This window comes from Ursidibacter sp. B-7004-1 (assembly GCF_053654055.1).
The window spans coordinates 55,863-80,277 of sequence record NZ_JBSIUP010000002.1; the positions used below are offsets into that span (position 1 = coordinate 55,863).

Here is a 24,415-nt window from a genome sequence, read left to right on the forward strand (position 1 = left end):
TTCGGCGTTTGTCTACTGTATTTAGGCGTATCGGGATTAAATCTCTAAATTCAAAATAGAATTTAATGTTATAAAACATTAATTTTTTGCTTATGATTTATGCATTAAGCCGCTATCGTTGATAGCACTTAAATATCGTAGAGTTCTGAAAGCGATAATTCTATCGGTGGATAGAATGAACTCTCCCAAATGTTCCTCGGCGATCTGAAAAGGACTCCAATTTATTGGGATCGTTTACTTCACAACCAATTTTAACCCTAGGCGGGAAACGTTTTTCCCGTATTGGGTAGGAATGTTTCTCCGCTTTTTTTATTCTTTGGAGAAACAAACTATGACTACTCAAACTTCTACTCAACAAGCTAACTATTTTAATCTTCATACTCATGGTGTGGGCTATTTAAGTCGCATTCGTGAAGTACAACCGAAAGGTAAAAAAGGTAATTCATTTTTAGCTTGCCAAATTGCTGCTTTAACCGGTCCTGCTGATGAACTTGAATATCGTTATTTTGATGTCAATGTTGTAGGCAAAGATGCTGAAGCCCTTGTCAGAAAATGCGAGCAAGCAGTTGAAGCTCAGAAAAAAGTGTTAATTTCATTCGTTATTGCCGATTTATGGACAGACACATTTACTTATTCAACAGATAGTAAATTTCATAAAAAAGGTGATACAGGCGTAAGTCTTAAAGGTCGTTTAATTCGTATCAAAATGATTAAAATTGATGGCGAAGTAAAATACCAAGAGTCTAAAAAACAAGATGAAGTTGATGCTTAAATCAACCTTAGCCCAGCAATATTGTTGGGCTTTATTTTTAGAGGATATTTTTATGTTGGATAAATATATTCAAGATGAATTTTTACGCTTAGACCAACGCTATACAGCTTGGTACCAAAGTGAAGAAACCGATGAAATTGCTAGAACTCGTATTCAAGAGAGTGAACGGATTTTAAAAATCCTATACGCTCTGAAATATAACAAAGATCCAATGCAAAATAGTATAGGCTATCTCGCATTTATGGCATCGAAAGGTAAATAATCTGGTTCACTTATAGAATCCTGCTAATTTTAGTTAGCTAGTACAGCAAAAGTTGTGTTGGCTATCTTTAAAAGGAGAAAATTATGTCACTTTATTCTGTCGTATTTCGTAATAAACAGACTCAACAGCAAGACCACTTTGTCATAACTCAGCAACAATTAAATCTCTGGCAAAACAGCGATGATATTGAACTAATAAACGTTAATGTTATTAGCCAGTGGTTCGGTGCAAATGAAGATGGTGAATATTATGATGATCCTGAATGATAAGGAATTATATTATGAATTTGTCCATACTTTTTGAACAAACCGTAGCATCTCATCACGAGTTGATGAACGCAGAACGCTACTGTAAGGCAACTTTATTTGCAATAACTTAACCATATAACAGACCTCGCTAGCGGTCTGTTTCTTTCATTTTTTAACATTTACCCAATGGGGACACTTCCCTATTAGGTAAGGCAGTGTTTCCCTTTCTTCTTTAGGAGACACATTATGTCATTTTTAAACATTCCTCTTAATTGTTCCCGTAAATGCGAGGCTTGGGAAGATATTCTTTCCCATTACAATGATTGGGTTGCAGATGATGAAGTCTGGGAGATTGCTAGACAATCGGAGAAACCACCTATCTTAGGAAATATTTACCAACGATTAGTGCTAGATCGCATCTTATCCCATTTCTGTGAGGAAACAGGAAAAGATGAATCAGATTTAACGCTGTTTTACTATGTAAATTCAATTGATACCCACTTGGTTATTAATGAGTGGGATATTTGTACAGAAGAAGATTATTGGGGTTGTGTCGAAAAACATCGTATAACCTATACACAGTAACTTTAATATTTAAACCCTAAGGGGGAAATACGATCTCCAAGGGGATAGTATTTCCCCATCTTATTTGGAGAAATACTATGTTTTCTTTCAACACTTTATTTTCATTCAAAACGTTGTATATCTTATTTGGAGTGATAATTTTGGCAAATATTATCAAAATTATAACACTCTGGTATTTAAATGACTCTACAACCCATTCATTATTGCTTTCTGTGCTAAAAACAATGTTTTTAATTGTATTGTGGAAGCAAATAAAGCTTATAAATGAATAACTGTACTTTGGGCATAACCTATATTTGCCCGATTAATTACCCCCTTAGGGAAACATTGTTTTCTCTAGGGGGAGCAGGTTTCCCTTTCTTTTAGGAGAAACTTGTTATGTGTAATTTTTTAACGTCGTCTGAAAATTTGGTATTAGAACAAGCACTATTATTGTTAGAGAAAATTATGGAACAACATCCGAGTTATGGTGACACCCCACAATTTTCAAATCCTGAGATTGTGCGAGATTACCTACGGATGAAAATCGCTACAGATGATAGAGAGAATTTTGTTGTGCTATTTTTAGATAACCAACATAAACTGATTTCATCTGAGGTTTTGTTTCAAGGTACCTTTAATACTAGTGCGGTTTATCCTAGAGAGATTATAAAACGTGCTTTAGAATTAAATGCGGGAGCATTGATTCTTGCACATAATCACCCATCAGGAAAATCAACACCAAGTGAAGCAGACAAAAATATTACATTTAAAATTAAGCAAGCTGCAGAATTATTTGATATTCGTGTATTAGACCATTTTGTTGTCACGCTGAAGGATACATTTAGTTTTGTAGAAAATTTTATATTGTAATGATTAACCCATATAGGGATACTTCCCTGTATGGTGAAAGTATCCCTCTTAGGAGATATTTTCATATGTTAGAAACTAAACTTAGTGCTGAGCATTTGGCACACATTCGACAAAATCAAGCTATTTATGGTATGAAAAAAACGGTAGAGTTAGGTCAAGTGAATGCAACCTCAACCGTATTGTCGATATTAGGGAAAGATAATGTGCTTAACCTACTTCGACGACATATGCGTAAAGATTGGGGAGATATTGACGAACTGGATTGGTATCAAAACGAACAGGCATTATTGATGGGAGAGCGAGTTATTTCGAGTTATCGCATTGAAAATGAAACTGTATTTGTGATTACTGAGTCAGATCGCAGTTACACCACAATTATGATGGCTTATGAATATTAATTTTCTCAAAGGCATTCCTATCGCAATATAGGAATGCCTATTTTTTTGATAAAAATTATTCAATTTCAAGATTGTGTTTTTTATTACAAATTAAGGCGATTTTTTGCATAGTTATTCCGTCTTTCTAGCGTTTAATTGTACTAAGGAAAAATTATGAAAAAATCACTTCTCTTTTCTGTATTTTTTAGCCTAGGGCTTTTGGGATGTGTTAACCATTCAAAACAAAATATGGATAATGCGGAAAATTCTTTACCACCAGGTAATCCATTGCCTAAAGATATGCAAATTGGCGAGCTTAACCCATCGGAAGTTAATACAACCGTATTAAAGCCACTTCCAATTGAACACGGACGTAAAATAGAAGAAGATATTTATACTTCAACTTATCAAGAGCATCCCGATGTCGTTCGTTATGGTCGCTATACACTAGTCAGTAGTTCTCCTATCGGTGGGAAAAAATATCTCCTTGAACAGCTAGTCCAAGTGAATATGAAAGGAAAAAAGAAACAGCATACGCTTACTGTCGAACAAGGAATTTGGAATACATTGAAAGACACTGGATTCACATTATGCAGTGTACCCAGCCCAGAAGTAAGAAGTCTCTTTAATCATCAATTACCTAAAGTACATTATGAGTTTGGACCGATGCGTTTAAGAGAAGCACTACAAATGCTATCAGGCGAGGCGTATGAGCTAACGGTTAATGATACTCTTCGCCAGGTTTGTTTTGAACGTAGGAATTCAGTACCGAAAATGACTGCACCGATGATTCAAGTCGAAACCAGTCAATCAGAAGGACAATTATAATAAAGCTGAAAAAATCTATTTCTAAATCATATTAAAAAATAATAGACTTTTTCATTACTCTCAATTTTGTTTTTTGGCATAGTCATTTCATTGTTTATTATCTTAATAGGCTATGTTATGACTTCTAAAATTCTTCCGATGATGCTTGGAATGATACTGGTATTTCCAAGCCCATCTATTTTGGCAAACACCTCCCAATCTTCTATAGTCAATACCTTAAATCAATCCAATACGATGCAACAATCTGTGGAGCAAAATCTTAATGTTTCAAATTCAGAAGATAAATGGTCAGAATGGGGATTAACTCGTGATGATTGGAGTCGTTATGAACTCTTGAAAAAAGGGGTTCGTGGCATTTGGTCTCCTAGTTTAGATCCCTTAACAACGCTAGGTATTGAAGCTCGTAGTGATGCTGAGCGTGATCGCTACGCAGAACTACTTGCTAAAAAAGAATTCCAAAGAGTAGAAAAAGAATTTGCTTTTCAAATCGCTTACAACAGAGCATTTGAACGCTTATATCCTAATGTTTTACCGTTTAAATCCGAAAGTGTATCTACTACTTCAGCTGCGGTAGGTCGTATCATCTATTTTACTCGCACAGATTGTGATAAATGCGTAGATCATCTCACTCGATTATGGAGTCGTGCAGGGAATAATCCTGTTGATATTTATATCGTCGATAGTATGCAAGATGACAATAAGATTCAGCAATGGGCAGTAAAAAACCGAATTGATATTAATAAAGTTAAAAATCGCCAAATTACCCTAAATCACGATAGTGGATATTGGCTACATTATGCGAATGGTAAAATGCCAGCTGCATTTATTATTCAAGGAAATGGTGAATGGCAATCTCTCGTCTATTAATTTCAGCTATCCTATTAGGCTCAGTCCATTCAGCAATTGCATTCAATGGATTCGGTTTTGATGTAGATACTTATATTGATGAAGCGGCTAAACGTTATCAAATCCCTAGGGAGATGCTACGAGGATTAGTTAAAATGGAAAATGGTTGGACAAATAATATTTCTCCAACTGGTGCTACAGGGGTTGGACAATTTACTTTCCGCACTTGGAATTGGCTAGCTACTATGCCCGAGGGAAAAGCGATTGGAATGAAACCTATTTCTCAACAAACTCGTGGTACTTATGCAGATCCTAGACTAAATAAAAGAGTCAATACTTTAGCGACAGGATTACTCGCTAGATTACATATTCAACAATTTGCAGAACGAGGGATTAAAAGCTCAGATGAGAATTTATATATGGCTCATAATATTGGGCTAGATGGCTTTCACCGTGCATTACAAGGTCGAGCAAATGCTGATGATATTCGTAATATGAGACGTAATGGTATGAAACGATGGATGAGTGTGAACGATTTCCTCACTTATCAAAAAAATCGCTATAACAGCCATAAACAGATTGCTAATGCGATTCCCTCTAAATCACTTTATTCAAACGATAACAAGACTTTTACTGCTCAAAATGAGGTAAAAAGAGACATTCCTAAAAAAACAAAGTCTAGGATGGATGATGCTCTGACTGCTACAAAATTACCTATTCAAAATGTTATCTCTTCGGCGAGTCAATCTTATATTAAACGAGAACAACCTAAATTGCGTTGGATCCAACCTAGTGATAAGCAAGTGGTTTGGGTTAATCCAGTGCAGAAACTTTAAAGGAATAGATAAATAATGAAACAGAATGTATTTACATTACTTTGTCTGGGGATTTTCTCTATAAATATCTCCGCTGAATTAAAAGTCATCGCTGATCTCGGGGGTGAAAGTGCAGTGCGTTTTTATGAACCTATTCAACCTGTCCATTCAGAAACTGCACCCAAACATCCTAATGCTATTCCATCACAAGTGACTGAAGAACAGTTATTACCTGTGGTTTCTCATAAATGGTCGGTAGGAAAAGTGCAAGCAAAATCGTTGAATTTACCTGGTGCATTACCAATGTTCTTAATTGGTGCAGATGAAACATCTCGCCAGTGGCTTAGCCAACATCGAGATGATTTAGTCAAAATGAATGCAATGGGATTGGTGATTAACGTGAATACCGTTGATGAAATGAATATCTTACGAAACATTGTACCTGAATTAACGTTGATGCCATCACCTGCAGATACCTTAGCAGAACGATTAGGTATCTTTCATTATCCACTGTTATTGACAGCGGAGGGCATTTCACAATGAGTAATAAATATCTGATTGAATCATTACTTAGACCCCCTGTTGAATTTTATACCTCAATTGCCAGTGCTAGTGCTGCCACTTTATGCATTGGTGCCCCTTGGGCATTAGCATTAAATCCAACTGTTGGTCACGGACTTGGGGCTGGGTTTGCGATATTAGCTCTAGTTCGAGCTAGGCAAGGTTGGAAAATTATTCGCTATCAGCGTAATTTAAAGCGATTATCTCGCTATACAATGTCTAGTAAACAAGTACCAGTAGGCAAAAAATACCTATTCTTGGGACAAGGTTTCCGCTGGACTCCTCGTCATACGCAGCGTTTGCACGATTGCTTTCAACTCTACGGTGAAAAATATGTGACACCATCTGCACTTTATTCTTGGGTCAAAGCATTTGAGAAAAAACACGAAGATCATTTTTTAAGTCGTTTAACCTCTAAAGATCACCCTCTAAATCCATTTCGTCCTTTGCCACCTGTTGAAGGCAATCCTGCTATCCACGGTGTAGAACTCAATGAGGAAAATGTGACTGTACCGCTATCTAGCCGTGTTGGACATATGCTAGTGCTCGGTACAACTCGTGTTGGTAAAACCCGATTAGCGGAACTGCTTATTACTCAAGATATTAATCGTGGAAAGACATTTGAAGAACGAGAAGTGGTTATTTTCTTCGATCCTAAGGGCGATGCCGATATTCTGAAAAGAATGTATGCAGAGGCAAAACGAGCGGGGCGAGAAAATGAATTCTACTGTTTCCATTTAGGATGGCCCGATATTTCAGCTCGTTATAATGCCGTTGGCCGCTTTAATAAAATTACTGAGGTTGCTTCTCGTATTTCGGGACAATTAAGTGGTGCAGGTAATTCAGCAGCATTTAAAGAATTTGCTTGGCGATTTGTGAATATCATTGCTAGAGCTTTGGTCGAACTAGGCTATCGACCTGATTATGAACAGATTGCTAGATATGTACGAAGCATTGATTCGCTCTTTTTAGAATATGCTAAAGTCTATTTCGACAGGCAAAATCCCGACCTGTGGGGAGCTATTGCACAAGCGGCTGCTAATATCGATCAGAAAAATTTGTCTTTTGCGATGAAAGGTCGAAATCCAATGGTTGTTGCTGTTGAGCAATATATTCGAGACGAAAAGATTTTCGACCCCGTACTAGATGGGTTGTGTAGTGCGGTGCGTTACGACAAAACATACTTTGATAAAATCGTGGCCTCGCTTTTACCGTTATTAGAAAAATTAACATCAGGTAAAGTTGCTGAGTTATTATCGCCTAATTATGCAGATATTACGGATACTCGCCCTATTTTTGATTGGGAAGAAGTGATTCGTAAAAAAGGGATTGTTTATGTCGGTTTAGATGCACTGTCTGATTTGACCGTGGCATCTGCTGTGGGTAATTCAATGTTTGCTGACTTAGTTTCGATGGCTGGCCATATTTATAAATTTGGTATTAATGACGGTTTACCTCATCAACCTGGGACAAAACAATCTAAAATTTCGATTAATGTACATTGTGATGAGTTCAACGAGTTGATCGGTGATGAGTTTATCCCACTTATCAATAAAGGGGGCGGTGCAGGTATGCAGATTACCGCCTATACACAGACGGTTTCTGATATCCAAGCTCGTACTCAGGATGCATCAAAAGCAGGACAGATTGTCGGGAACTTTAATACGATGGTAATGCTGAGAGTAAAAGAACCCGCTACGGCTGAATTACTGACTAAAAATTTACCCAAAACAAGTATTTTAGAAGTGATGGCCATCTCAAGTACGACGGATAGTAATGACCCGACATCAGATAAAGACTTTGGCTCTAATACGGGAGATCGTGTTATTGTGAAAGATGCTGAGATGCTTTCGGTAGCGACGATTATGAACTTACCTAAGGGGCAAGCATTTGCAATGATTGAAGGTGGTCAATTATGGAAAATTCGTATGCCGCTCCCAGTAGAAGATAAAGATGATATGATGCCAGCAAGTTTACAAGAATTAGCCAATAATATGCGAGCAAACTATCGCACTGGTGAAAACTGGTGGGAGGGTGTGAATAATTATCAACCTAACGCAGAAGTAATGGCAAGTTTTGATGAATTAAATAAATCTCGATTCCCAATAGGAAAACTACAAGATGAACCCGAAAATAACTAACGTATTATTAACTCAAATTCCAGATATGTATGTATTACTTGATAGCGAGAACTTCTTATGTTCGAGTACGGGTAAATTCGCTCAGGAAAGATTGAACTTCTTTGCCAGTACTATTTATCCATACTGGGATGAAACTCGTTGTTCATTGCACGGACTATCTGAGTATTTGACACAATTTGATATCGAGTTATGGACGGCTAATGATGTTCAGCTCTCTAAAAATATGGAGTTTGCCTTTGACATCAGGTTCAATAGCAAATACCCAGGTAGGATCTTAGTACAATGTGAATTATTTCGTAAAGAGAGTGTGCATTAATGGCTCAAAATCAACAAGAAAATTCGTCCCCAGCGAGAAAAGAATCAAGTTTGCCTTGTCGTATTGTGACTACATTGATTATCTCACTTATTTTAAGCATCATTGTTGAATGGTTATGTATTACGTTTGTATGGCCTGAACAAGGACATTTACACAGTAAGCAAGTAATGCAAGATGAGTTAGGGTGGCTTTCAGCTGAGTTCCAGCAAAGCCTCATTTATAGTTATCCTGTGACACTTGCTGAGCAGATTATTCAGTTTCTTCATCACTGGTTATTTGTTAAGACAGGTATTCAGCAGTTATTAAATAGCCCAACCAATCACGTTGCCGATATTAATTTCCGTCAAATGAACTGGGATACAATCAAAAATACGGATTGGTTAGCCTATACGATGTTTTATGTAAGAGCCTACATAGAATCGACTTTATATGTCATCATCGTCTTTGTTATTCGATTAATGATCATTGTGTTAACCAGTCCCGTGTTTCTGCTTGCTGGGCTTGTCGGATTAGTTGATGGCCTTGTTAATCGAGATCTACGTCGGTTTGGTGTTGGTCGAGAATCAGCCTTTAAATATCATCACGCCAAAAGAGCGGTTGTCCCTGTAATGTTTATTGCTTGGATAGTTTATTTATCATTGCCATTTTCTATTCATCCTAATTTGATATTAATCCCAGCAGCACTTTTGTTCGGGATAATGATTTCACTTACTGCATCAAATTTCAAAAAATACTTATAATATATTTCAAAGGTAAATTTTATGCACGCAACTCAAGTTCCAACGGGAATGATCAAGACGTTTGGCGATTTAGGTATCCCATATCAAGTCGGTGAGCCAGATAAACAATTGCCTGATGGCGATATATTGGTAAATATCACGCTTATTCAAAGCGGTGAGCAGGAAAAATATCGCCTATCAAAATTACTCAATGACCCAAATGCGGAGTAAATTAGATGTACGCAATTTCGTTTGATTTAGTGGTTGCTGATATGGAAGAAAATATGGCAAATCTATTCCTCGCAATGAACGCTTTAAAAGCGATGGAGTGGTTTCCACATTCTGTGCGTGATATTAGAGCGTTCCGAATTGAACAATGGTCTGACTTTACTCCTGTCATTAAAAGTTAATGATTTGGTGACTTAATAAAATCTATCGTTATGTTTTTATAACTCCTTGTATCCTCCCTTTTTGTTTCTTTACTAAGCCGAGTCCTATATCGGCTTTTCATAAAACTCTCTTATTTTTACATAGACTTTTTCATTACATTTCAAAGCCGATTTTTGCATTATTTCTTCGCAGTAAGTAAATAATTATCTTGGAGAAGACGATGCTAAAACATTTCCCGATTTTTCTTTTTTTGTCTGCAGGTTTGCTATCAGCTAATACCTTTGCTGATGAGCAAGCAGAGCTTGAGCAAGCTATTCGGCAACTAGAATCAGCAAAGCAAGCCTTAGTGAGAGCTCAAAGTCAAGCTAAATCCACAAACATTAAAACTCGTTTCTACTTTGATTATGCCAAAGCAAGAAAAGAGATTGATATGGTTCGTTCAGGCATTCATTACTATCTTAATAATGATAGAGCTCAACCTCGTAATCCTGGGGATGTGCGTACATTAACGGGGGAGTATGAAAGAACTAGGACTGGACAAAAATGAGTATAGCTAAAACAACGGAAGCATTTAATATTGGTTCCAATAGTAATGCTGCTGATGTGAGTAACTTAGTTGTTGCTGGGGTATTTGCATTTCTATTTTTAGTCTGTGCATATATTTTACTCAAGCTATTTGAGGAAGTTAAATCAGGCAATCTAAAGCTGAATAAATTTCTAATGATTTGCGTTCGGGTTTTCTGTTTCATCTGTATTCTAAGCTATTTCTTATTGCATTAAGTACTTAATCTTCATATTTAAAGGATCTTGTTATGAAAAAGATGATTTCCAATCTTAAAAACACAATCAAAACTGCTGTTTCAGCGACCATTATTTTTGTTTTATCTGCCCCTGCATTTGCTGATTTACCCAAAATGCAGGCACCTAGTCGTGGTGAAGGTTCGGGTATTATGGATACGATTAAAAACCACGCATATGATGCATTAATTTTAGGTGGGTTGTTACTTGGTGCATTTGCATTTATGAAAGTCGCTGGATCTCTCATTTCTGAATTTGGTGAAGTTCAAGCTGGACGTAAGAAATGGGGTGATTTAGGAATGCTTGCATTAGTGGGTGCTATTTTATTAGTTGTCATCATTTGGTTAGTGACCGAAGCAAGCAAAATTCTATAAGAAAGGACAGTTTTATGAAAGAAGGAGCATCAACAACAGAAACTATTACGTTCATCCCTGAACGACTTAATCGTCGTCCAGCGGTATTTAGAGGAATGACCTTTTTTGAGTTAGTTTTAGTGATGTTTATTGGTGCCGTATTAGGTGCGCTATTAGGGTTGTTGGTGATACTCCTTTTTCCTGTTGATTGGTATGCAATTCCAATGGGGATGTTAGCTATTGGCTATTTAGCAATGCGATTCGGCGGTGCTTACATTTCTCGCCTAAAACGTGGTAAGCCAGATACCTGGTTAGACCGTTTTGTCGAATTTAAAACTCACCCCTCTAAATTCATTACTACGTCACATTATTGGTCAATTAAACGTACGGTTAAAAAGGCAAAAAGAAAATGAGTAAATACAATAATGCACTACGAAGTGACCGCTTTCACATCCAAAGCCTCAGAATTGTTATTTTTTTACTAACTATTATTTGTGCCATTTTAGGCTATGGTTGGTATTCTGCTCCAAAATATCTCACTATTCATAACCCACCCGATCTTCGCACTGGGTCAACTCGAGCGTGGTGGGAAGTTCCAACATCTTCTGTTTATGGTTTTACTTTTTATATATTCCAGCAATTAAATCGCTGGCCTCAGGATGGTGAGAAGGACTATAAACGCAATATTGAAGCACTGTCTCCATACTTAACACCTCAATGTTATCAATTTTTACTTAAAGACTATGATCAACGTGATTTATTGGGTGAACTCCGTGACCGTGTCCGTGGTGTGTATGAAATTCCTGGTCGTGGTTTTAGTCAAGATAGAGTTAAGGTCAATAGCCAAGATGATTGGGATGTCACTTTAGATTTAAGTACGGACGAATATTATTTAGATAATCCAGTAAAACGGGTCTTGGTTCGTTATCCATTGCACGTGGTTCGTTATGATGTTAATCCAGAAGCTAACCCTTGGGGATTGGCTCTCAATTGTTATCGTTCAACGCCACAACGTTTAGAACTTCAATCAAAAGCAGAATCAGAACATAAGTAGGTAAGTATGAATAATCTCACAAAGTATTTAATTAGCTCTCTTGCGTTATGTATTAGCTCAATCAGTTCAGCCGAACTATTAATGCAGTGGCAACGCATTCCTTTAAGAATCGATCTACATACTGGTCAGGAACGAATTTTGTTCCTAGATAAGAATGTACAAGTCGGTGTACCGTCAGAGTTAGATAATAAATTAGATGTTCAAAGTGTCGGCGGTGCAGTTTATCTTAAAGCTAAAAAAGAGTTTTCGGTAAATCGTTTGCAGTTACGAGATATCGAAACAGGGCAAATTATCCTAATTGATTTAAAAAGTAAGGCAGGAAAAGAAAAGTTAGAGGCAATTCGTATTATTTTTGATGAGAAAGTCGCAAATAATGCAGAAAAAGTCGATCAAACTTCTGTGTCTGATGAAGACGTTGCACCAATTAAAAATGCATTACCTGTTCCAGCTGCCATTACTCGCTATGCAGCTCAATCTCTGTATGCCCCACTTCGTACAGTTGAGCCGTTACCAGGAATTCAACGTGTTGCGATGAAATTACCAAAGTCACTGCCCACATTGCTCCCTAATTTATCAGTTCAAGCTACTCCACTTGAAAGTTGGGGAATGGATGGATATGTAGTGACAGCAGTTCGTATTAGACATTTAGAAAAACGGAGAGTAAACCTAGATCCGAGATATTTACAGGGTAATTTCTACTCAGCGACCTTCCAACACAATTGGTTGGGTGAGTATGGTACACCTGAAGATACAACAACAGTTTATTTAGTGACTTTAGGTTCTCCAAATAAAGCCATTGTACCCGCTGTAAAGCAGGCTAAATCAAACGATAAATCCAAACGTTAGGAGGTGAAAATGGCCGCAGTAAAAGCGAATGGAATGACTAAATTCATTGTACTTATTATTGTAGGGTTAGCAATCTTTGTCGGGGTCTATGCATTAAAAGGTAAGCAACAAAATGCTGAACTACTTAATACACAGCCATCAACCGTTGTATATGATTTAACAGAATCAGAACAACAGGAGCTTGGTCTAACTGCTGGAGATACGCCTCACGATACACTTAAAACCTTATTAGGTGCAGTAAAAGATACTCGAGCAGAGGTAAAAGCCGTTAGAGAGCAAAATGAAAAATTAAAGCAGGAAAATAATGCGTTAAAGAATAATGCTAGTAACATTTCGCAGCAAATTTCTGAGGCATTAGAACAAAAACAATTTGAATTTGAACAAAGAATTGAAGCAATGCGTCGAGACATTGCTAATTCATCTAGCCAAAGTGATGTCAATGCAACGACAACACAAGAACAGGCTTATCCTATTGGATTTGGTTCGGATTCATCGTCAAAATCAACCCAAGGTACAGGCAATACGCTATTACCTTCACATAAAGAGCAGGATACAAAATGGGTTGATCCAAGTGATGCTATTTATAAAGATAGAAATGGTAAAATTATTGATTCTGCTGAGCCTGGAGCGACATCTGCTTTTCCTAATCCTTTCAAGGTATTAGATGAATCAGTTGTTGGTGAGTCCGCTAAACAAATTCAGACTAATCCTAACTCAGAGAGAAAAAGTAATGTCACGCCATTTTTCACTATACCCCAAAATTCAACCTTACTTGGTTCAATATCAATGACGGCATTGATTGGTCGTGTACCTATTAATGGTAACGTCACAGATCCTTACCCATTCAAAATAAAAATTGGTCAAGATAATTTGATTGCAAATGGAATCGAATTACCTGATGTTGAAGGTGCTATTGTATCAGGAACGGCAACGGGTGATTGGACGTTATCTTGCGTGAAAGGAAATGTGGAAAGTATCACTTTTGTATTCAGTGACGGACGTATTGCTAATGCTCAAAATACCAAAGATGGACAAAATAGTAAAGTTGGGATTGGTTGGTTATCAAATCCAAATGGTGTTCCGTGTATTTCGGGAGAGCGTAAAACTAATGCACCTGAATACTTAGCAAGTCAGTTTTTATTATCTGGTGCTGGTGCTGCAGCACAAGGTTTAGCACAAGGTCAAACAACAACTGTCGTTGACAATGGCTCGGTAATTGGAGCAGTAACGGGGAATCAGGGTAAATTTATTCTTGGCCAGGCACTGGGAGGAGGCTTACAAGAAACAGCAGATTGGTTTAGACAGCGTTATGGTCAAGCCTTTGATGCTGTCTATGTTCCACCAGGTCAAGCAGTTGTAGTGAATATCTCTCAAGAATTGAAGATTGACTATAACCCGAGCGGACGTAAGGTGAAATATCAACATTCTAGTGCTACTCGTCGCTTAGATTAAGGAGTTCAAAATGAAATTTAAAACATTAATGCTGCTATTGCCATTCACCCTTGCATTGACTGCGTGTTCAACCTCACAAGATAAACTTCTGCCTCTAGGTGATCTTTCTATGAAGGAAATTTGGGAGCAAGGTGGTAATGGTGGCCAATCATCCATTATGGAAGCTAGAAATGCATTGCAATTTGTTCGTCCCATCAATAGTGCATTTGCAAATGGAGCAGAAAATAAACATTACACTAGAACTGCTGCAAATGAAGCAACAAATTTGTTTCCTCGTTTGCCAAATCCTGACTTAGTAATGTATGTATTTCCACATCTTACCGATACATTAGAACCTGTTCCAGTCCCTGGATATACTACCGTATTTCCTTTTTATGGGCGAGTACAATATGCTCAACCTGGTGAGCGAACTCGAGATTATTAACAAGGAGGTAGTATGTTTGGACGATTATTCGGGAAGTCTAGAACAGCAATAAAAGAGCCTTTATCTGAAAGTGTCGTATTGTTGAATGAGAACAAGGCTATGGAGGAAAAATCTACTCCAATGTTCTTAAAACGACAAGGTAATTACACTCGTAAAGAACATTTATACCAGTATCAAGCTCAACCATCATTTGTTGACAGATTACCTTGGGTCGAGTTTTTAGATGATCATAAAGCCTTACTACTTGAAGATGGTCGTTCTGTTGGTGCAGTGTTTGAATTAGGCGTTATCGGGACAGAAGGTCGTTCCGCTGACTACTTAGCGAACGTCAGAACACAAGTTTGTAATGCTATTCAAGACAGTTTTGCTGAATTAGATAGCTCACCTTGGGTTGTGCAGTTTTATTGTCAAGATGATGAGATGTCTATGGAGTATGAAGATATTTTACGTAGTTATGTAAAACCCAATGCTCAAGGCTCAGAATTCACAGAACAGTGGCTCAGTATTATGAGCAAGCATTTAAAAGATGTATCTAAACCAGGTGGATTATTTGAAGATAAGGCAGTAACAGGGACACAATGGAGAGGTCAACAGCGTCGTACTCGAATGGTAGTTTACCGTTATGTTGAAAAACATATCGCTTTAGATCAAGCATTAGAAGATCTAAATGCAACCTGTGATAGTGTCACTAATTCTCTTTTAGGTGCAGGTATTCGCTCTAAACGATTAGATGGCAATACAATCCATCAGTGGCTTTTACGTTGGTTCAATCCCTCTCCCAGAGATTATGAAAACCCCGAGGAGTTCTATAAGACTTGCCATTATACAATTAAAGAAACAGGCAAACCCGATGATCTCTACTTAATGAATGATTTTTCTGAAACACTATTGGTTGATACACCCAAAACAGAGGGGAGTTATTGGTATTTTGATGACTGCCCGCACGAAGTCATCGTTGTTGATTCATTACGCCGAGCTCCCGAAGTTGGTCATCTTACAGGGGAAGTGAAACGTGGTGACAATGTTAATAGTTTATTTGATTTATTACCTGAGAATACTGTGATGGTATCCACTATTGTAGTCTATCCACAGGACTTACTTGAAACTCATATTCAAGGAATTAGTGATGGTGCTTTAGGGGAAAATACAGAATCCATCTATGCCAAAAAAGACTGTGAACGAGTCAAAGAATATTTGAAAGATAAACATAAGTTATATCGCTCCTCACTTGCCTTTTATGTGAGAGCTAAAACGCCTGATGAATTAAAAAGACGCTCTCGTCGTTTACGTACAACATTACAATCTACAGGGCTAATTGCGGTTAAAGAAGGAATGGAAATAGCTCCATTAAGTAGTTATATCCGTTGGTTGCCAATGTGTTTTAATCCTGCTGAAGATCGCAATAATCTTTATACAAAATTCAATTTTGTACAACATATTGCAAATTTATTACCTGTATTTGGACGTGCAACAGGTACTCGTCATCCTGGTATCACTTATTTTAATCGAGGTGGTGCCCCTTTAGATTTCGATCCTCTTAATAAAGATGATAGGGCTAAAAGTGGTCATTGCTTAATCCTTGGACCAACAGGAGCAGGTAAGTCTGCAACGCTGAATGGTAAAATTGCACAGCTAATGGCTATACATCGCCCAAGGCTATTCGTTATTGAAGCAGGGAATTCTTTTGGTTTAATGTCAGAATACGCTGAACGTTACGGTTTGACGGTTAATCGAATTACATTGAAACCTGGTGGAGGCGTGTCACTACCTTTATTTGCTGATTGTCATCGCCTAGTTGCAGATCCTGAGTTGTCTAAAACACAAAGTGAGTTATTAAAAGAAATTCAAAGTAACAATTTAGAAGAACCCCCTATCACAGAAAATGTAGATGAAGAGGAAGGTGATGATCAACGTGATATTCTTGGGGAAATGGAGATTGCCGCTCGCTTAATGATTACAGGTGGGGAAGTTAAGGAAGATGAAAAACTTACTCGTCCTGATAAGGCAATGATCCGTAAAGCGATTTTATTAGCCGCACAAAAGACATATGAAGCTGGCCGTACCACACTTACTCAGGATATTCGTGATGCATTCTATGATTTAAGTCGAGATGAATCATTACCAGAGGCTCGTCGTACTCGAGCTTATGAAATGGGTGAAGCCATCGGAATGTTTTGTTTGCCTGGTAGTTTTGAAGCTGAACTTTTTAACCGAGAGGGTGAAATTTGGCCAGATGCAGATATTACCCTTGTCGACTTAGCAACTTTAGCTCGAGAGGGATATGAAGCTCAGTTGGCTATTGCGTATATTTCATTAATCAACCATATCAATTCACTAGGTGAGAAGCACCAATTCTCGGGACGACCGATTGTGAATATTACCGATGAGGCTCACATTATTACAGTCAATGCAATGCTTGCTCGTTTCTTGACTAAGGCATGTAAGATGTGGCGTAAATTGGGTATTTGGTTATGGTTGGCTACCCAAAACTTGAAAGACTTCCCTGGTGATGCTTCGAAATTGCTTTCAATGCTTGAATGGTGGGAGTTGCTATGTCTTGAAAAAGATGAGGTTGAACAAGTCAGCCGATTTAAACAACTTACACCAGAGCAGATATTTTTAGTGACATCTGTCCGTAAAGAAAACCGTAAATATACTGAAGGCGTTGTGTTATCAAGCAAAATGGAAGCATTATTTAGAGTTGTGCCACCGAGTTTATATTTAGCATTAGCAATGACTGAGCCAGAGGAAAAAGCGGAGCGAGCAGCATTGATGAGAGAGTTTAATATCTCTGAGCTTGATGCTGCAATTAAAGTTGCTGCGAATATTGATCAAGCAAGAGGTATTGCAGCTTAAAAATGTTCTCTATGATCACTGTTGTAAAGCAAAAGAGGTATTAATGAAACAACATTCCTTATTTACGATTTCATCTTCATCTATCGAAGTGGATGAAATCCAAAAATATCTGTCATCGGTCTATAACGAGCCTATGCAGATGATTATTATGGCACTAAAGCAGAAATTAGGACAGGTACAATCCTTTCATTTGCATCCTTATCGGGTAAATCGAGTTAACTATCTTAAAGTACGTTTTGATGGGGAGCTAGGACAGTTTTACCTTACGATTGAACTTTCAGGATATACTGAATTCCCTGAAATTCCAGAAATACTTTCTCGATTACACATTAATTTGAGTGATGCAACCGATGCTTATTGGTTCGTTCAATATGTTAAACATAAATTATGCACGTCTGTTGTGGATAAGTCAGTGTGAAACTGTTGAATGAATTAGCTAGTGTATTGATTTTATTTATTATAGGTGGCTATTTTGAGTGGCGTTGAAAAAACGAACAGTAATGTGATAAAGGTATTATTATCCAGTATTAAAGTTATCACTATGTCAGTGTTATTTCTTTTGATCATATTCTTGTTTGCTTATATTGCATTGCAATATGGAGTAAAAATCGAAAGTTTAGTAAGTAGTGTTCGTACTCATTGGCTCATTTGGCTATTCATTCGCTTTGTTATTTATGGCTTAGGCGCTTTCTTATTGTTCCATATTTATCGACATACCAAAGGTAACATACCGTCTGAATATAAAAGATTGGTTAAGGCTACAATTATTAGTGTGTTAGTCATTGAATCAATTAACCTTGCACAATTACTGGGGGAATAATGGATATTTCATTGACCGTAGATACCTATTTTGAGTTTTTTCTCACGCTATCAGCTTGGGTTATCCATAATGAATTATGGGATTTATTGACGCACACAGGAGTCTTTGCATTACCATTCTTATTTAATATTGCTAGTTTGTTCCTCAAAGTTCGAGAAGAAGGTGATGATGAAGGTAATAAAGGGCGATTACTAGCGACAAGAATTGAGAACAGTATTTATCTCAGCTTATTAGTTATTATCTTCACTTGCTTACCTGTATTCAAAGTCTCTTATTCCACCTTGCAACTCAATACAGAGCGAATGAAAGAGTGTGGAGTATCTGTTTATAAACCTCAAGATACAACCATTGCGGGAATATCGTCAGAACTAAGCGGAAAAAATGCAGTATTACCCATTTGGTGGGCATTTACATATAGTTTAGGTAAAGGAATCACCCACGGTGCGATAGCGGCAATACCTTGTAAACCTGACTTACGTCAGATTCGTTTTGAAGTGCAAAATACTCAAATTACAAATCCTGTGTTACGAAGAGAAGTACAAGATTTTGTTGAGCAATGCTTTATTCCTGCAAGAGCCAAAGTAAAACGTCAGCAAATTGAACTTGATGAAGTACAGTCTAGGGATGTGGATTGGATTGGGTCTAATTTATTTCTAAATACTCCAGGATTCTATGATATTTATCGCTCAAAATTACCAAGAACACATTGGGCATATGATCCTCATCGAGACTCAGGATTACCAAATACAGGAAATGGAGGGTTTCCATCGTGTCGAGAATGGTGGGCAGACAGCAGTGTTGGGCTTAAATCTCGAGTACTAGAACAGGTTAATCCTGATACACTTACTAAAATCCAAAAGCTATGGAAGAGTAATGATGATTATACCGATTTAGTGGTACGTCGATTGGTAAGTCCTCAGAATATTTTAGTTTCTTCTGGACGTGTATATGGTGGGTATGGTTCTAGTAGTCAATTTTGGAGTAGCCCAGACTTATTAGATAATGTACCAGGATTTGTTACTTTTGGAGCCAGTGCTTTAGGGGCAACAGCAGGTGGTGCATTATTAGCTCCCGCATTTGATACGATAAAACAAGCGTTACCAATGGTACAAGGATTGATATTACTTGCAGTGGTCATCGGTATTCCATTAGTCACAATATTCAGTGGATACAGTGTGAAAGCGATTGTGACGCTTACTTTTGTTCAATTTTCATTTTTCTTCCTCTCATTCTGGTGGGAATTGGCTCGTTGGATTGATACTTGGATGTTGGAAACACTCTATAACAGTGAAACGCATTCAAAATTTAATTTTGCAGGCATAATGAATGATGCCGATGATGGTATTTTAAAGCTAGTTGTTGCTACAATGTTTCTTGTATTACCTACATTATGGTTTTTAATGCTGGGCTGGGCTGGGTTGAAGGCGGGGCAAGGATTGAGCAATATTATTGGAGATGGGGTTAAATCTGCTCAGAATGCTACTCAGAAAACAACAGATAAGGTTGTTAAGTAAAGAGCATTAGGGATGGCATAGTTAATAAATTATGCCATCTTAATCATCATAATCGACCCTGTCATCATCAAGTCTAATTCCACCACTGTAGTCTCCTAATCCTTGCCAGCCAGATGTATAACCATCTTCGTGCCGAGTGGAATTACGGCTTAAAAGTCTTGACGCCAGTTCAAAAGTTGCTTTGGAGACACAGGTCACCATAAATGTTTTAGCACACTTCCAAGATTCTTGAGCCGCCTCCTTATCGTAAAATTCATCTCCCCAAGTGTTATTACTTTCTTGAGTTTCTGCAAGAAGCTCACTATAACGATTTTTTAATTTAGTTAATCTATCCTTAATTGGCATATCTCACCTCATAAAGTATAATTTTAGTGATAGGCAATAACTAGAAGTAGTGATTACCTATCATAACCTAGGCTATTTACTTACACTTTTTATAGGACTCTAACTCAATTAACACATCTGTTTTATGATGTGCTGTATGAGCTCCAAACAGTTGCCCTTTCACTTCAACGCAACCAAGTGGAAGTTTTTCTTTTGTCCATACAATTTGTATTTTCTGTGCTCGTTCTACGGGGCTATAGGTTCCATCTGAATCAGCCCCTAACACAGTAGAAATAGGCTTGGTAAGTAGAAGCATAGGATAGCCATTTTCTTTTTGAATTGTACCTTGCAGCATTACTGGAGTATCGTATTCTACCTTACTGGGATTCATTGCAAATGATACTGTACTGAATGAACCCAGTAAAAATAGAGAAACTAGTAATTTTTTCATAGTGTATTCTCCTAATTAATATTAGTTGTTGTACCTTCTTTCCAACCCTCTTTTTTGGTTATTGCATCAACAATAATTGCTCGTTGATTGTCAGTTAGACTACTCATTTTTGTACTAGCAGGCAAGCCTAATTTATTTGTAACAAACGAAATATAAGCGGCGGTATTATTTTCGGATGGAGGTGCATATCTAGATATTGCTCCTTCAATAGTATTATTACGATAATACTTGCCTTCTTTCAATAAATTAACTATTGCTTGCTTACCTATTTCGGGAGTAGGGAATATAGCGAAGCCGCTAGGACCAACTCCAATAGCGCCATTAGCTTTTGCCCAATCGCTCATTCTGATATTGCCAGGGTTATTATTTCTCCAAGCTAAAGTACCGCCTTCTCTTTTAACAAGTTTACCATCTGAAGTTCGGTATATTGTAGCTCTTCCATCAGCATATGCGTCTTTAGATTGGAATTTTTGTAATGATGGAGATAGGTTTGTATTAGATATATTATTTCCAGCGGAATACTTGCCATTCAGATGTCCTAGACCACTAGATGAGTCGGGAATAGGTAAGTAAATATAAGTATCTTTGGCACTAAATCCACCGTGATTACTATTATCTAGAGCATCGCTACCTGCAAGCTCAGATAAATGCCCTAACCGTTTTCCATTATCAGAGGCATTACTATCTAGTGACTGTTGATGCTCATTGATTCTGTTGTTAATAATTGCTACAGCAGTATTTGTTGAAATAGCCTTTTGCAGATCCATTTCCATTCTAATTTGTTCAATCTCTTGATCAAGCCTTTTTAATGAAACTTCAAGATCTTTTTGAGCTTCTTCATTAGAGGCTACATTAGGCTCTTTCATTCCAACGAGAAGAACTCGACGTAGAACTAAGGCTTTTTCAAGCTCGTGGGAAATTGCCAATTCTTGTGCTAAACGAGCACCTAAAATTGCAACATCAGGAGATTCTCGTAACGATTCGATTAAACCTCGAGTTACTGCAATACTCGAGGTACTTAATGAATTTAGTTGTTCTGCGGTAATAGTATTAGCATTAAGGGTTTCTTCCAGTTTTTTCATTTTTTCAATGGTTCTAGCTTCTATCTCTGGAGCAAGTCCTGTACCTGGTTGTGATTTAGTCGGTGTTCCGCAATTATCACAGGTCCTTAATGTTTTATCGCCTAGGATTTTACGTCCATATTCTGCGGCATCTTCTGGTGATGTCCATTCTGTACATAAACGCCCATCACATTGGGATTGTGTTATAGCACTTTTCTCAGTGACTGAACGCCCAACAGACATATTAAATCCAGCACTAATAACATCTTTAAGAATCTCAATAGGTTTTTGTCCTTTACCACCACGTTTTTCACCACCTATCCAAGATATACCTTTCTCGCCTTGATCTTCTTCCATTTTCTTTTTGGCTTTTTTAGCATCAGGTTCATTTTCAGCTATATCTTTGTAATTTTCTAAACCTGCCATTTTTGCCCATTTACTATCCATTGCATAGTCAGCCAGCTTTTCAGACATTTCTTCACAGCTGGTTTTAAGTGAGTCAAAATCAAGTTTGGCTTGATACATACCATTAGATAGTAAATCGTATAATTGAGGATTAGCTCGCTGGATAATCATTGCTGGCAGGCTTGCTACAGCTCCCGTTGCTGATTGAATAACGTTGCTATAGAGATCTTTAAATCCCTCTGTAATTCCATTTAACTGGTTTTTTACCGTTGTTTTGATATCGAAATTACCGCAAGTTAAATTCGATTTCCAACCAAAGCCTAGAGCTAGTTCGTTTGGTCTTTTACGTGAAGGAGGAGGCATAATTGCTGAACCACCCCCGATTTGGTAGAACACTTTGTCAGAAAGGACGGTACCTTGAACGTAATCTGTATTAGCTTGGCTGTATGTACAAGCAAAACCAATTGTCAGACAAACTGTGAGCGTATGTAATTTTGTCTTTAATTTCATAGTATTCCTCGTTACTTTATATCTATTGAGTATGTGTGCTAATCCAATCAGTATTACCTAGAAAGACCTGGCCACGTTTTTTACAACAAGCGTAAGGTCTCCATAGTGCCCAGCTGTAATTTTCTGTAGTTGAGAGTTTGTCACTATAGGTACTAGATGTGCCTCCATCAGGGAAAATAGAACAACTATTTTCTGTTTTAGGACTTAACATTTGCCATCTATGTGTCTTTTTATCACCTTCCTCAACCTCTTTAGGATACCACTTACCATCACGACTATTTTTCTTTGTCAGTGGGTAGTAAATATGTAATTGACCATTACGACTGATAATATCAGCGATGCGTTGTGCTACGACTGCCGCTGCTTTATAGTCGTGAGTTTGAGTAACACTACCTGATCTTGGATAGATGTTTCCCCATAAGTCTCCATTTGCTTTAACCTCCCTCATTGTAGGAGTAGTTGATTCAGGATAAAACATTTCAGGCATACCGAGGTTCCAAGCAAAGAAATCTAAACTGCTCAGAAAATAAGGTACATATCCTGTTGTTTGACTTTCACAAGTGTATCCACTACTACCAATTGCTTGTAAAACAAATCCGCCTGGATGACCAATAGCCTCCCCATTTTTGAATGTATATTGTGTATACATCTTACTTGGTGTTTGATGTTGCCCTCCCATTGCTCCCTTATTTAGCTGTTGTACTTCTGTCCAGGGGCTATGATTATCGTGATTATATGTAGACACAACCACTTCGGGAATGAAGTGAGAAATTTTAGTCGAGGTTTTTACGCTACATTTCCAATAGGTACATTTGAGCCAAAAACACACGCCAACCGCTTGATAGTTCATACACGAGTTATCACCAATTGCACTAGCTATTGTTGCTCCATTTATCTCATTTCCGATGGCTTGCGTAGTACTAGGTGTGAGATATAGTGGGAGTGAACAACTTAATATAAGATAAGAATAAAAGTGATGAATCTTTTTAGAAAACATATCTACTCCGAAGCATTTTTATAAATCAGAATGGCTTTATTTATGTCAGTACTTCCATATACAACCATTGGCTCTCTACGACTATGCTGAAAGACTATCGCTGGTACTTTCATTACCCCTAGTTTCCATCCCTCAATAATTCCTATGTATGCTTGTTGTAAATCACCCTGAAATTTTTTACCTTGGGGGCTATGTAACCATTTTTTAGCTTGTTCAGCTGCTTTTTCAGGAACAGTACTAAATACATCACCTTGTCCTTCTTCAATATTTTCTACGGCATCCAAGTAATAAATATGATGAGCAAGAGTAGAATCTTGAATAGGGTAATTTTGTGTAGTGAATACGGTCACACTAACATCAGATGGTAATGAATCTGCCCAAATCATTGGCGAGAATAATGTTAGAGCGAGAATTTTTGTATAACGCATAAATCTCTCCTAATGAGAATTCTTCAGTGTTACCTTAAAAATTTGATGGGGAAAATGGTAGCGATAAATCTGTTTAAAATTTAGATAGTTTTTTATAGAATAAAACATCAAATCTCAAGGAGAATAAAATGAATGAACATTTAATACCAAAAGCGTGTTTTGCTCATCCAAATGCCTGTTTATGTACCCCTGAGGATTTTTTAAAGAAGGCAGGGAATGATTATAAAAATAAAGGTCTATTTCCTTATTGCCCAGAATGTGATGAAAAGCTGATATTAGTTAATCCATCAAATATTTTAAAATCAACATTCTATAAGCATTACGATTTAAATGTCTCTATTGATGGCGAATCCATAGAAATATGTAGCTTGAGAAGTAAAAAATCTGCACCTTAATTCATTGGTTGTTTA

At 37.4% G+C, this 24,415-nt stretch carries 33 protein-coding genes; 28 read left to right on the plus strand and 5 right to left on the minus strand.

Annotated elements, in window-relative coordinates; translation table 11 throughout:
* The first annotated feature begins 331 nt into the window (after positions 1-331).
* From ACWIW0_RS01050 to ACWIW0_RS01180, 27 genes are all read left to right on the plus strand, one after another.
* The gene (locus ACWIW0_RS01050) at positions 332-772 is read left to right on the plus strand and encodes an STY4534 family ICE replication protein (RefSeq protein WP_454451840.1); all 441 of its coding nucleotides are present in this window, start codon (positions 332-334) and stop codon (positions 770-772) included.
* A gap of 52 nt (positions 773-824) precedes the next feature.
* On the plus strand, positions 825-1,034 hold the full coding sequence (locus ACWIW0_RS01055) for a hypothetical protein (RefSeq protein WP_198303052.1): 210 nt from the start codon (positions 825-827) through the stop codon (positions 1,032-1,034).
* An 83-nt stretch (positions 1,035-1,117) separates the two neighbouring features.
* A complete protein-coding gene (locus ACWIW0_RS01060; RefSeq protein WP_454451841.1) occupies positions 1,118-1,300 on the plus strand; it encodes a hypothetical protein in 183 nt (60 codons plus the stop codon).
* Between the two features lie 228 nt (positions 1,301-1,528).
* A complete protein-coding gene (locus ACWIW0_RS01065; RefSeq protein WP_454450495.1) occupies positions 1,529-1,867 on the plus strand; it encodes a hypothetical protein in 339 nt (112 codons plus the stop codon).
* A gap of 378 nt (positions 1,868-2,245) precedes the next feature.
* On the plus strand, positions 2,246-2,719 hold the full coding sequence (gene radC, locus ACWIW0_RS01070; RefSeq protein ID WP_157402534.1) for a RadC family protein: 474 nt from the start codon (positions 2,246-2,248) through the stop codon (positions 2,717-2,719).
* Positions 2,720-2,784: 65 nt separating this feature from the next.
* Complete coding sequence (locus tag ACWIW0_RS01075; RefSeq protein WP_454451842.1) at positions 2,785-3,117, plus strand: hypothetical protein; 333 nt, start codon at positions 2,785-2,787, stop codon at positions 3,115-3,117.
* A gap of 228 nt (positions 3,118-3,345) precedes the next feature.
* Positions 3,346-3,924 (plus strand): PFGI-1 class ICE element type IV pilus protein PilL2, encoded by a 579-nt coding sequence (gene pilL2, locus ACWIW0_RS01080; RefSeq protein ID WP_454451843.1) that lies wholly within the window; start codon positions 3,346-3,348, stop codon positions 3,922-3,924.
* Between the two features lie 117 nt (positions 3,925-4,041).
* Complete coding sequence (locus ACWIW0_RS01085; protein WP_454451844.1) at positions 4,042-4,791, plus strand: TIGR03759 family integrating conjugative element protein; 750 nt, start codon at positions 4,042-4,044, stop codon at positions 4,789-4,791.
* Positions 4,770-5,606, plus strand: a complete 837-nt coding sequence (locus tag ACWIW0_RS01090) for a lytic transglycosylase domain-containing protein (RefSeq protein WP_262508889.1) — start codon at positions 4,770-4,772, stop codon at positions 5,604-5,606. The genes ACWIW0_RS01085 and ACWIW0_RS01090 overlap by 22 nt, the downstream gene beginning before the upstream one ends.
* A 15-nt stretch (positions 5,607-5,621) precedes the next feature.
* Positions 5,622-6,128: an integrating conjugative element protein gene (locus ACWIW0_RS01095; RefSeq protein WP_218194828.1), complete on the plus strand. Its 507-nt coding sequence runs from the start codon at positions 5,622-5,624 to the stop codon at positions 6,126-6,128.
* On the plus strand, positions 6,125-8,287 hold the full coding sequence (gene traD, locus ACWIW0_RS01100; protein WP_454451845.1) for a type IV conjugative transfer system coupling protein TraD: 2,163 nt from the start codon (positions 6,125-6,127) through the stop codon (positions 8,285-8,287). Before ACWIW0_RS01095 ends, traD begins: the two co-directional genes overlap by 4 nt.
* Entirely contained in the window at positions 8,268-8,603 is a 336-nt protein-coding gene (locus tag ACWIW0_RS01105; protein WP_454451846.1) for a hypothetical protein, read from the plus strand. Before traD ends, ACWIW0_RS01105 begins: the two co-directional genes overlap by 20 nt.
* On the plus strand, positions 8,603-9,343 hold the full coding sequence (locus ACWIW0_RS01110; RefSeq protein ID WP_454451847.1) for a TIGR03747 family integrating conjugative element membrane protein: 741 nt from the start codon (positions 8,603-8,605) through the stop codon (positions 9,341-9,343). Before ACWIW0_RS01105 ends, ACWIW0_RS01110 begins: the two co-directional genes overlap by 1 nt.
* A gap of 21 nt (positions 9,344-9,364) precedes the next feature.
* On the plus strand, positions 9,365-9,553 hold the full coding sequence (locus ACWIW0_RS01115) for a DUF5397 family protein (RefSeq protein WP_454451848.1): 189 nt from the start codon (positions 9,365-9,367) through the stop codon (positions 9,551-9,553).
* Between the two features lie 5 nt (positions 9,554-9,558).
* On the plus strand, positions 9,559-9,732 hold the full coding sequence (locus ACWIW0_RS01120) for a virulence-associated protein D (protein ID WP_454451849.1): 174 nt from the start codon (positions 9,559-9,561) through the stop codon (positions 9,730-9,732).
* 200 nt (positions 9,733-9,932) lie between these two features.
* A complete protein-coding gene (locus ACWIW0_RS01125; RefSeq protein WP_454451850.1) occupies positions 9,933-10,259 on the plus strand; it encodes an integrative conjugative element protein, RAQPRD family in 327 nt (108 codons plus the stop codon).
* Positions 10,256-10,492, plus strand: a complete 237-nt coding sequence (locus ACWIW0_RS01130; RefSeq protein WP_454451851.1) for a DUF3262 family protein — start codon at positions 10,256-10,258, stop codon at positions 10,490-10,492. The genes ACWIW0_RS01125 and ACWIW0_RS01130 overlap by 4 nt, the downstream gene beginning before the upstream one ends.
* 32 nt (positions 10,493-10,524) lie before the next feature.
* The gene (locus tag ACWIW0_RS01135) at positions 10,525-10,884 is read left to right on the plus strand and encodes a TIGR03745 family integrating conjugative element membrane protein (protein ID WP_198303054.1); all 360 of its coding nucleotides are present in this window, start codon (positions 10,525-10,527) and stop codon (positions 10,882-10,884) included.
* A 14-nt stretch (positions 10,885-10,898) separates the two neighbouring features.
* Positions 10,899-11,276: a TIGR03750 family conjugal transfer protein gene (locus ACWIW0_RS01140; RefSeq protein ID WP_454451852.1), complete on the plus strand. Its 378-nt coding sequence runs from the start codon at positions 10,899-10,901 to the stop codon at positions 11,274-11,276.
* Entirely contained in the window at positions 11,273-11,917 is a 645-nt protein-coding gene (locus tag ACWIW0_RS01145) for a PFL_4703 family integrating conjugative element protein (protein ID WP_157402546.1), read from the plus strand. Before ACWIW0_RS01140 ends, ACWIW0_RS01145 begins: the two co-directional genes overlap by 4 nt.
* A gap of 6 nt (positions 11,918-11,923) precedes the next feature.
* Complete coding sequence (locus tag ACWIW0_RS01150) at positions 11,924-12,763, plus strand: TIGR03749 family integrating conjugative element protein (protein ID WP_454451853.1); 840 nt, start codon at positions 11,924-11,926, stop codon at positions 12,761-12,763.
* A 9-nt stretch (positions 12,764-12,772) separates the two neighbouring features.
* Entirely contained in the window at positions 12,773-14,215 is a 1,443-nt protein-coding gene (locus ACWIW0_RS01155; RefSeq protein ID WP_454451854.1) for a TIGR03752 family integrating conjugative element protein, read from the plus strand.
* A 10-nt stretch (positions 14,216-14,225) separates the two neighbouring features.
* A complete protein-coding gene (locus ACWIW0_RS01160) occupies positions 14,226-14,639 on the plus strand; it encodes a TIGR03751 family conjugal transfer lipoprotein (protein WP_454451855.1) in 414 nt (137 codons plus the stop codon).
* 12 nt (positions 14,640-14,651) lie between these two features.
* On the plus strand, positions 14,652-17,495 hold the full coding sequence (locus ACWIW0_RS01165; protein WP_454451856.1) for a conjugative transfer ATPase: 2,844 nt from the start codon (positions 14,652-14,654) through the stop codon (positions 17,493-17,495).
* Between the two features lie 43 nt (positions 17,496-17,538).
* The gene (locus ACWIW0_RS01170; protein WP_454451857.1) at positions 17,539-17,913 is read left to right on the plus strand and encodes a hypothetical protein; all 375 of its coding nucleotides are present in this window, start codon (positions 17,539-17,541) and stop codon (positions 17,911-17,913) included.
* 123 nt (positions 17,914-18,036) lie between these two features.
* Complete coding sequence (locus ACWIW0_RS01175; RefSeq protein WP_454451858.1) at positions 18,037-18,315, plus strand: hypothetical protein; 279 nt, start codon at positions 18,037-18,039, stop codon at positions 18,313-18,315.
* Positions 18,315-19,829, plus strand: coding sequence for a conjugal transfer protein TraG N-terminal domain-containing protein (locus ACWIW0_RS01180; RefSeq protein WP_454451859.1), 1,515 nt, complete (start codon positions 18,315-18,317; stop codon positions 19,827-19,829). The genes ACWIW0_RS01175 and ACWIW0_RS01180 overlap by 1 nt, the downstream gene beginning before the upstream one ends.
* A 39-nt stretch (positions 19,830-19,868) precedes the next feature.
* Here ACWIW0_RS01180 and ACWIW0_RS01185 read toward each other — a convergent pair whose 3' ends face one another.
* The 5 genes from ACWIW0_RS01185 to ACWIW0_RS01205 all read right to left on the minus strand — a co-directional run bounded on the left by ACWIW0_RS01185 (position 19,869) and on the right by ACWIW0_RS01205 (position 24,005).
* Positions 19,869-20,174, minus strand: a complete 306-nt coding sequence (locus tag ACWIW0_RS01185; protein WP_454451860.1) for a hypothetical protein — start codon at positions 20,172-20,174, stop codon at positions 19,869-19,871.
* A gap of 76 nt (positions 20,175-20,250) precedes the next feature.
* Positions 20,251-20,604: a DUF4431 domain-containing protein gene (locus ACWIW0_RS01190; protein ID WP_454451861.1), complete on the minus strand. Its 354-nt coding sequence runs from the start codon at positions 20,602-20,604 to the stop codon at positions 20,251-20,253.
* 11 nt (positions 20,605-20,615) lie between these two features.
* On the minus strand, positions 20,616-22,580 hold the full coding sequence (locus tag ACWIW0_RS01195; RefSeq protein ID WP_454451862.1) for an integrating conjugative element protein: 1,965 nt from the start codon (positions 22,578-22,580) through the stop codon (positions 20,616-20,618).
* Between the two features lie 22 nt (positions 22,581-22,602).
* Positions 22,603-23,577, minus strand: a complete 975-nt coding sequence (locus ACWIW0_RS01200) for a TIGR03756 family integrating conjugative element protein (protein WP_454451863.1) — start codon at positions 23,575-23,577, stop codon at positions 22,603-22,605.
* 2 nt (positions 23,578-23,579) lie between these two features.
* The gene (locus ACWIW0_RS01205; RefSeq protein WP_454451864.1) at positions 23,580-24,005 is read right to left on the minus strand and encodes a TIGR03757 family integrating conjugative element protein; all 426 of its coding nucleotides are present in this window, start codon (positions 24,003-24,005) and stop codon (positions 23,580-23,582) included.
* A gap of 128 nt (positions 24,006-24,133) precedes the next feature.
* On the opposite strand from ACWIW0_RS01205, the gene ACWIW0_RS01210 reads away from it, so the two are divergent.
* A complete protein-coding gene (locus ACWIW0_RS01210) occupies positions 24,134-24,400 on the plus strand; it encodes a hypothetical protein (protein ID WP_454451865.1) in 267 nt (88 codons plus the stop codon).
* Positions 24,401-24,415: the final 15 nt, after the last annotated feature.

Coding starts and splice junctions, on each gene's coding strand:
- ACWIW0_RS01210 (WP_454451865.1), top strand. CDS start 24,134: ATGAATGAACATTTAATACCAAAAGCGTGTTTTGCTCATCCAAATGCC.
- radC (WP_157402534.1), top strand. CDS start 2,246: ATGTGTAATTTTTTAACGTCGTCTGAAAATTTGGTATTAGAACAAGCA.
- ACWIW0_RS01075 (WP_454451842.1), top strand. CDS start 2,785: ATGTTAGAAACTAAACTTAGTGCTGAGCATTTGGCACACATTCGACAA.
- ACWIW0_RS01065 (WP_454450495.1), top strand. CDS start 1,529: ATGTCATTTTTAAACATTCCTCTTAATTGTTCCCGTAAATGCGAGGCT.
- ACWIW0_RS01140 (WP_454451852.1), top strand. CDS start 10,899: ATGAAAGAAGGAGCATCAACAACAGAAACTATTACGTTCATCCCTGAA.
- ACWIW0_RS01125 (WP_454451850.1), top strand. CDS start 9,933: ATGCTAAAACATTTCCCGATTTTTCTTTTTTTGTCTGCAGGTTTGCTA.
- ACWIW0_RS01105 (WP_454451846.1), top strand. CDS start 8,268: ATGAACCCGAAAATAACTAACGTATTATTAACTCAAATTCCAGATATG.
- ACWIW0_RS01165 (WP_454451856.1), top strand. CDS start 14,652: ATGTTTGGACGATTATTCGGGAAGTCTAGAACAGCAATAAAAGAGCCT.
- ACWIW0_RS01115 (WP_454451848.1), top strand. CDS start 9,365: ATGCACGCAACTCAAGTTCCAACGGGAATGATCAAGACGTTTGGCGAT.
- ACWIW0_RS01130 (WP_454451851.1), top strand. CDS start 10,256: ATGAGTATAGCTAAAACAACGGAAGCATTTAATATTGGTTCCAATAGT.
- pilL2 (WP_454451843.1), top strand. CDS start 3,346: ATGGATAATGCGGAAAATTCTTTACCACCAGGTAATCCATTGCCTAAA.
- ACWIW0_RS01055 (WP_198303052.1), top strand. CDS start 825: ATGTTGGATAAATATATTCAAGATGAATTTTTACGCTTAGACCAACGC.
- ACWIW0_RS01155 (WP_454451854.1), top strand. CDS start 12,773: ATGGCCGCAGTAAAAGCGAATGGAATGACTAAATTCATTGTACTTATT.
- ACWIW0_RS01145 (WP_157402546.1), top strand. CDS start 11,273: ATGAGTAAATACAATAATGCACTACGAAGTGACCGCTTTCACATCCAA.
- ACWIW0_RS01205 (WP_454451864.1), bottom strand. CDS start 24,005: ATGCGTTATACAAAAATTCTCGCTCTAACATTATTCTCGCCAATGATT.
- ACWIW0_RS01095 (WP_218194828.1), top strand. CDS start 5,622: ATGAAACAGAATGTATTTACATTACTTTGTCTGGGGATTTTCTCTATA.
- ACWIW0_RS01050 (WP_454451840.1), top strand. CDS start 332: ATGACTACTCAAACTTCTACTCAACAAGCTAACTATTTTAATCTTCAT.
- traD (WP_454451845.1), top strand. CDS start 6,125: ATGAGTAATAAATATCTGATTGAATCATTACTTAGACCCCCTGTTGAA.
- ACWIW0_RS01180 (WP_454451859.1), top strand. CDS start 18,315: ATGGATATTTCATTGACCGTAGATACCTATTTTGAGTTTTTTCTCACG.
- ACWIW0_RS01195 (WP_454451862.1), bottom strand. CDS start 22,580: ATGAAATTAAAGACAAAATTACATACGCTCACAGTTTGTCTGACAATT.
- ACWIW0_RS01150 (WP_454451853.1), top strand. CDS start 11,924: ATGAATAATCTCACAAAGTATTTAATTAGCTCTCTTGCGTTATGTATT.
- ACWIW0_RS01175 (WP_454451858.1), top strand. CDS start 18,037: ATGTCAGTGTTATTTCTTTTGATCATATTCTTGTTTGCTTATATTGCA.
- ACWIW0_RS01090 (WP_262508889.1), top strand. CDS start 4,770: ATGGCAATCTCTCGTCTATTAATTTCAGCTATCCTATTAGGCTCAGTC.
- ACWIW0_RS01170 (WP_454451857.1), top strand. CDS start 17,539: ATGAAACAACATTCCTTATTTACGATTTCATCTTCATCTATCGAAGTG.
- ACWIW0_RS01185 (WP_454451860.1), bottom strand. CDS start 20,174: ATGCCAATTAAGGATAGATTAACTAAATTAAAAAATCGTTATAGTGAG.
- ACWIW0_RS01200 (WP_454451863.1), bottom strand. CDS start 23,577: ATGTTTTCTAAAAAGATTCATCACTTTTATTCTTATCTTATATTAAGT.
- ACWIW0_RS01120 (WP_454451849.1), top strand. CDS start 9,559: ATGTACGCAATTTCGTTTGATTTAGTGGTTGCTGATATGGAAGAAAAT.
- ACWIW0_RS01110 (WP_454451847.1), top strand. CDS start 8,603: ATGGCTCAAAATCAACAAGAAAATTCGTCCCCAGCGAGAAAAGAATCA.
- ACWIW0_RS01160 (WP_454451855.1), top strand. CDS start 14,226: ATGAAATTTAAAACATTAATGCTGCTATTGCCATTCACCCTTGCATTG.
- ACWIW0_RS01060 (WP_454451841.1), top strand. CDS start 1,118: ATGTCACTTTATTCTGTCGTATTTCGTAATAAACAGACTCAACAGCAA.
- ACWIW0_RS01190 (WP_454451861.1), bottom strand. CDS start 20,604: ATGAAAAAATTACTAGTTTCTCTATTTTTACTGGGTTCATTCAGTACA.
- ACWIW0_RS01135 (WP_198303054.1), top strand. CDS start 10,525: ATGAAAAAGATGATTTCCAATCTTAAAAACACAATCAAAACTGCTGTT.
- ACWIW0_RS01085 (WP_454451844.1), top strand. CDS start 4,042: ATGACTTCTAAAATTCTTCCGATGATGCTTGGAATGATACTGGTATTT.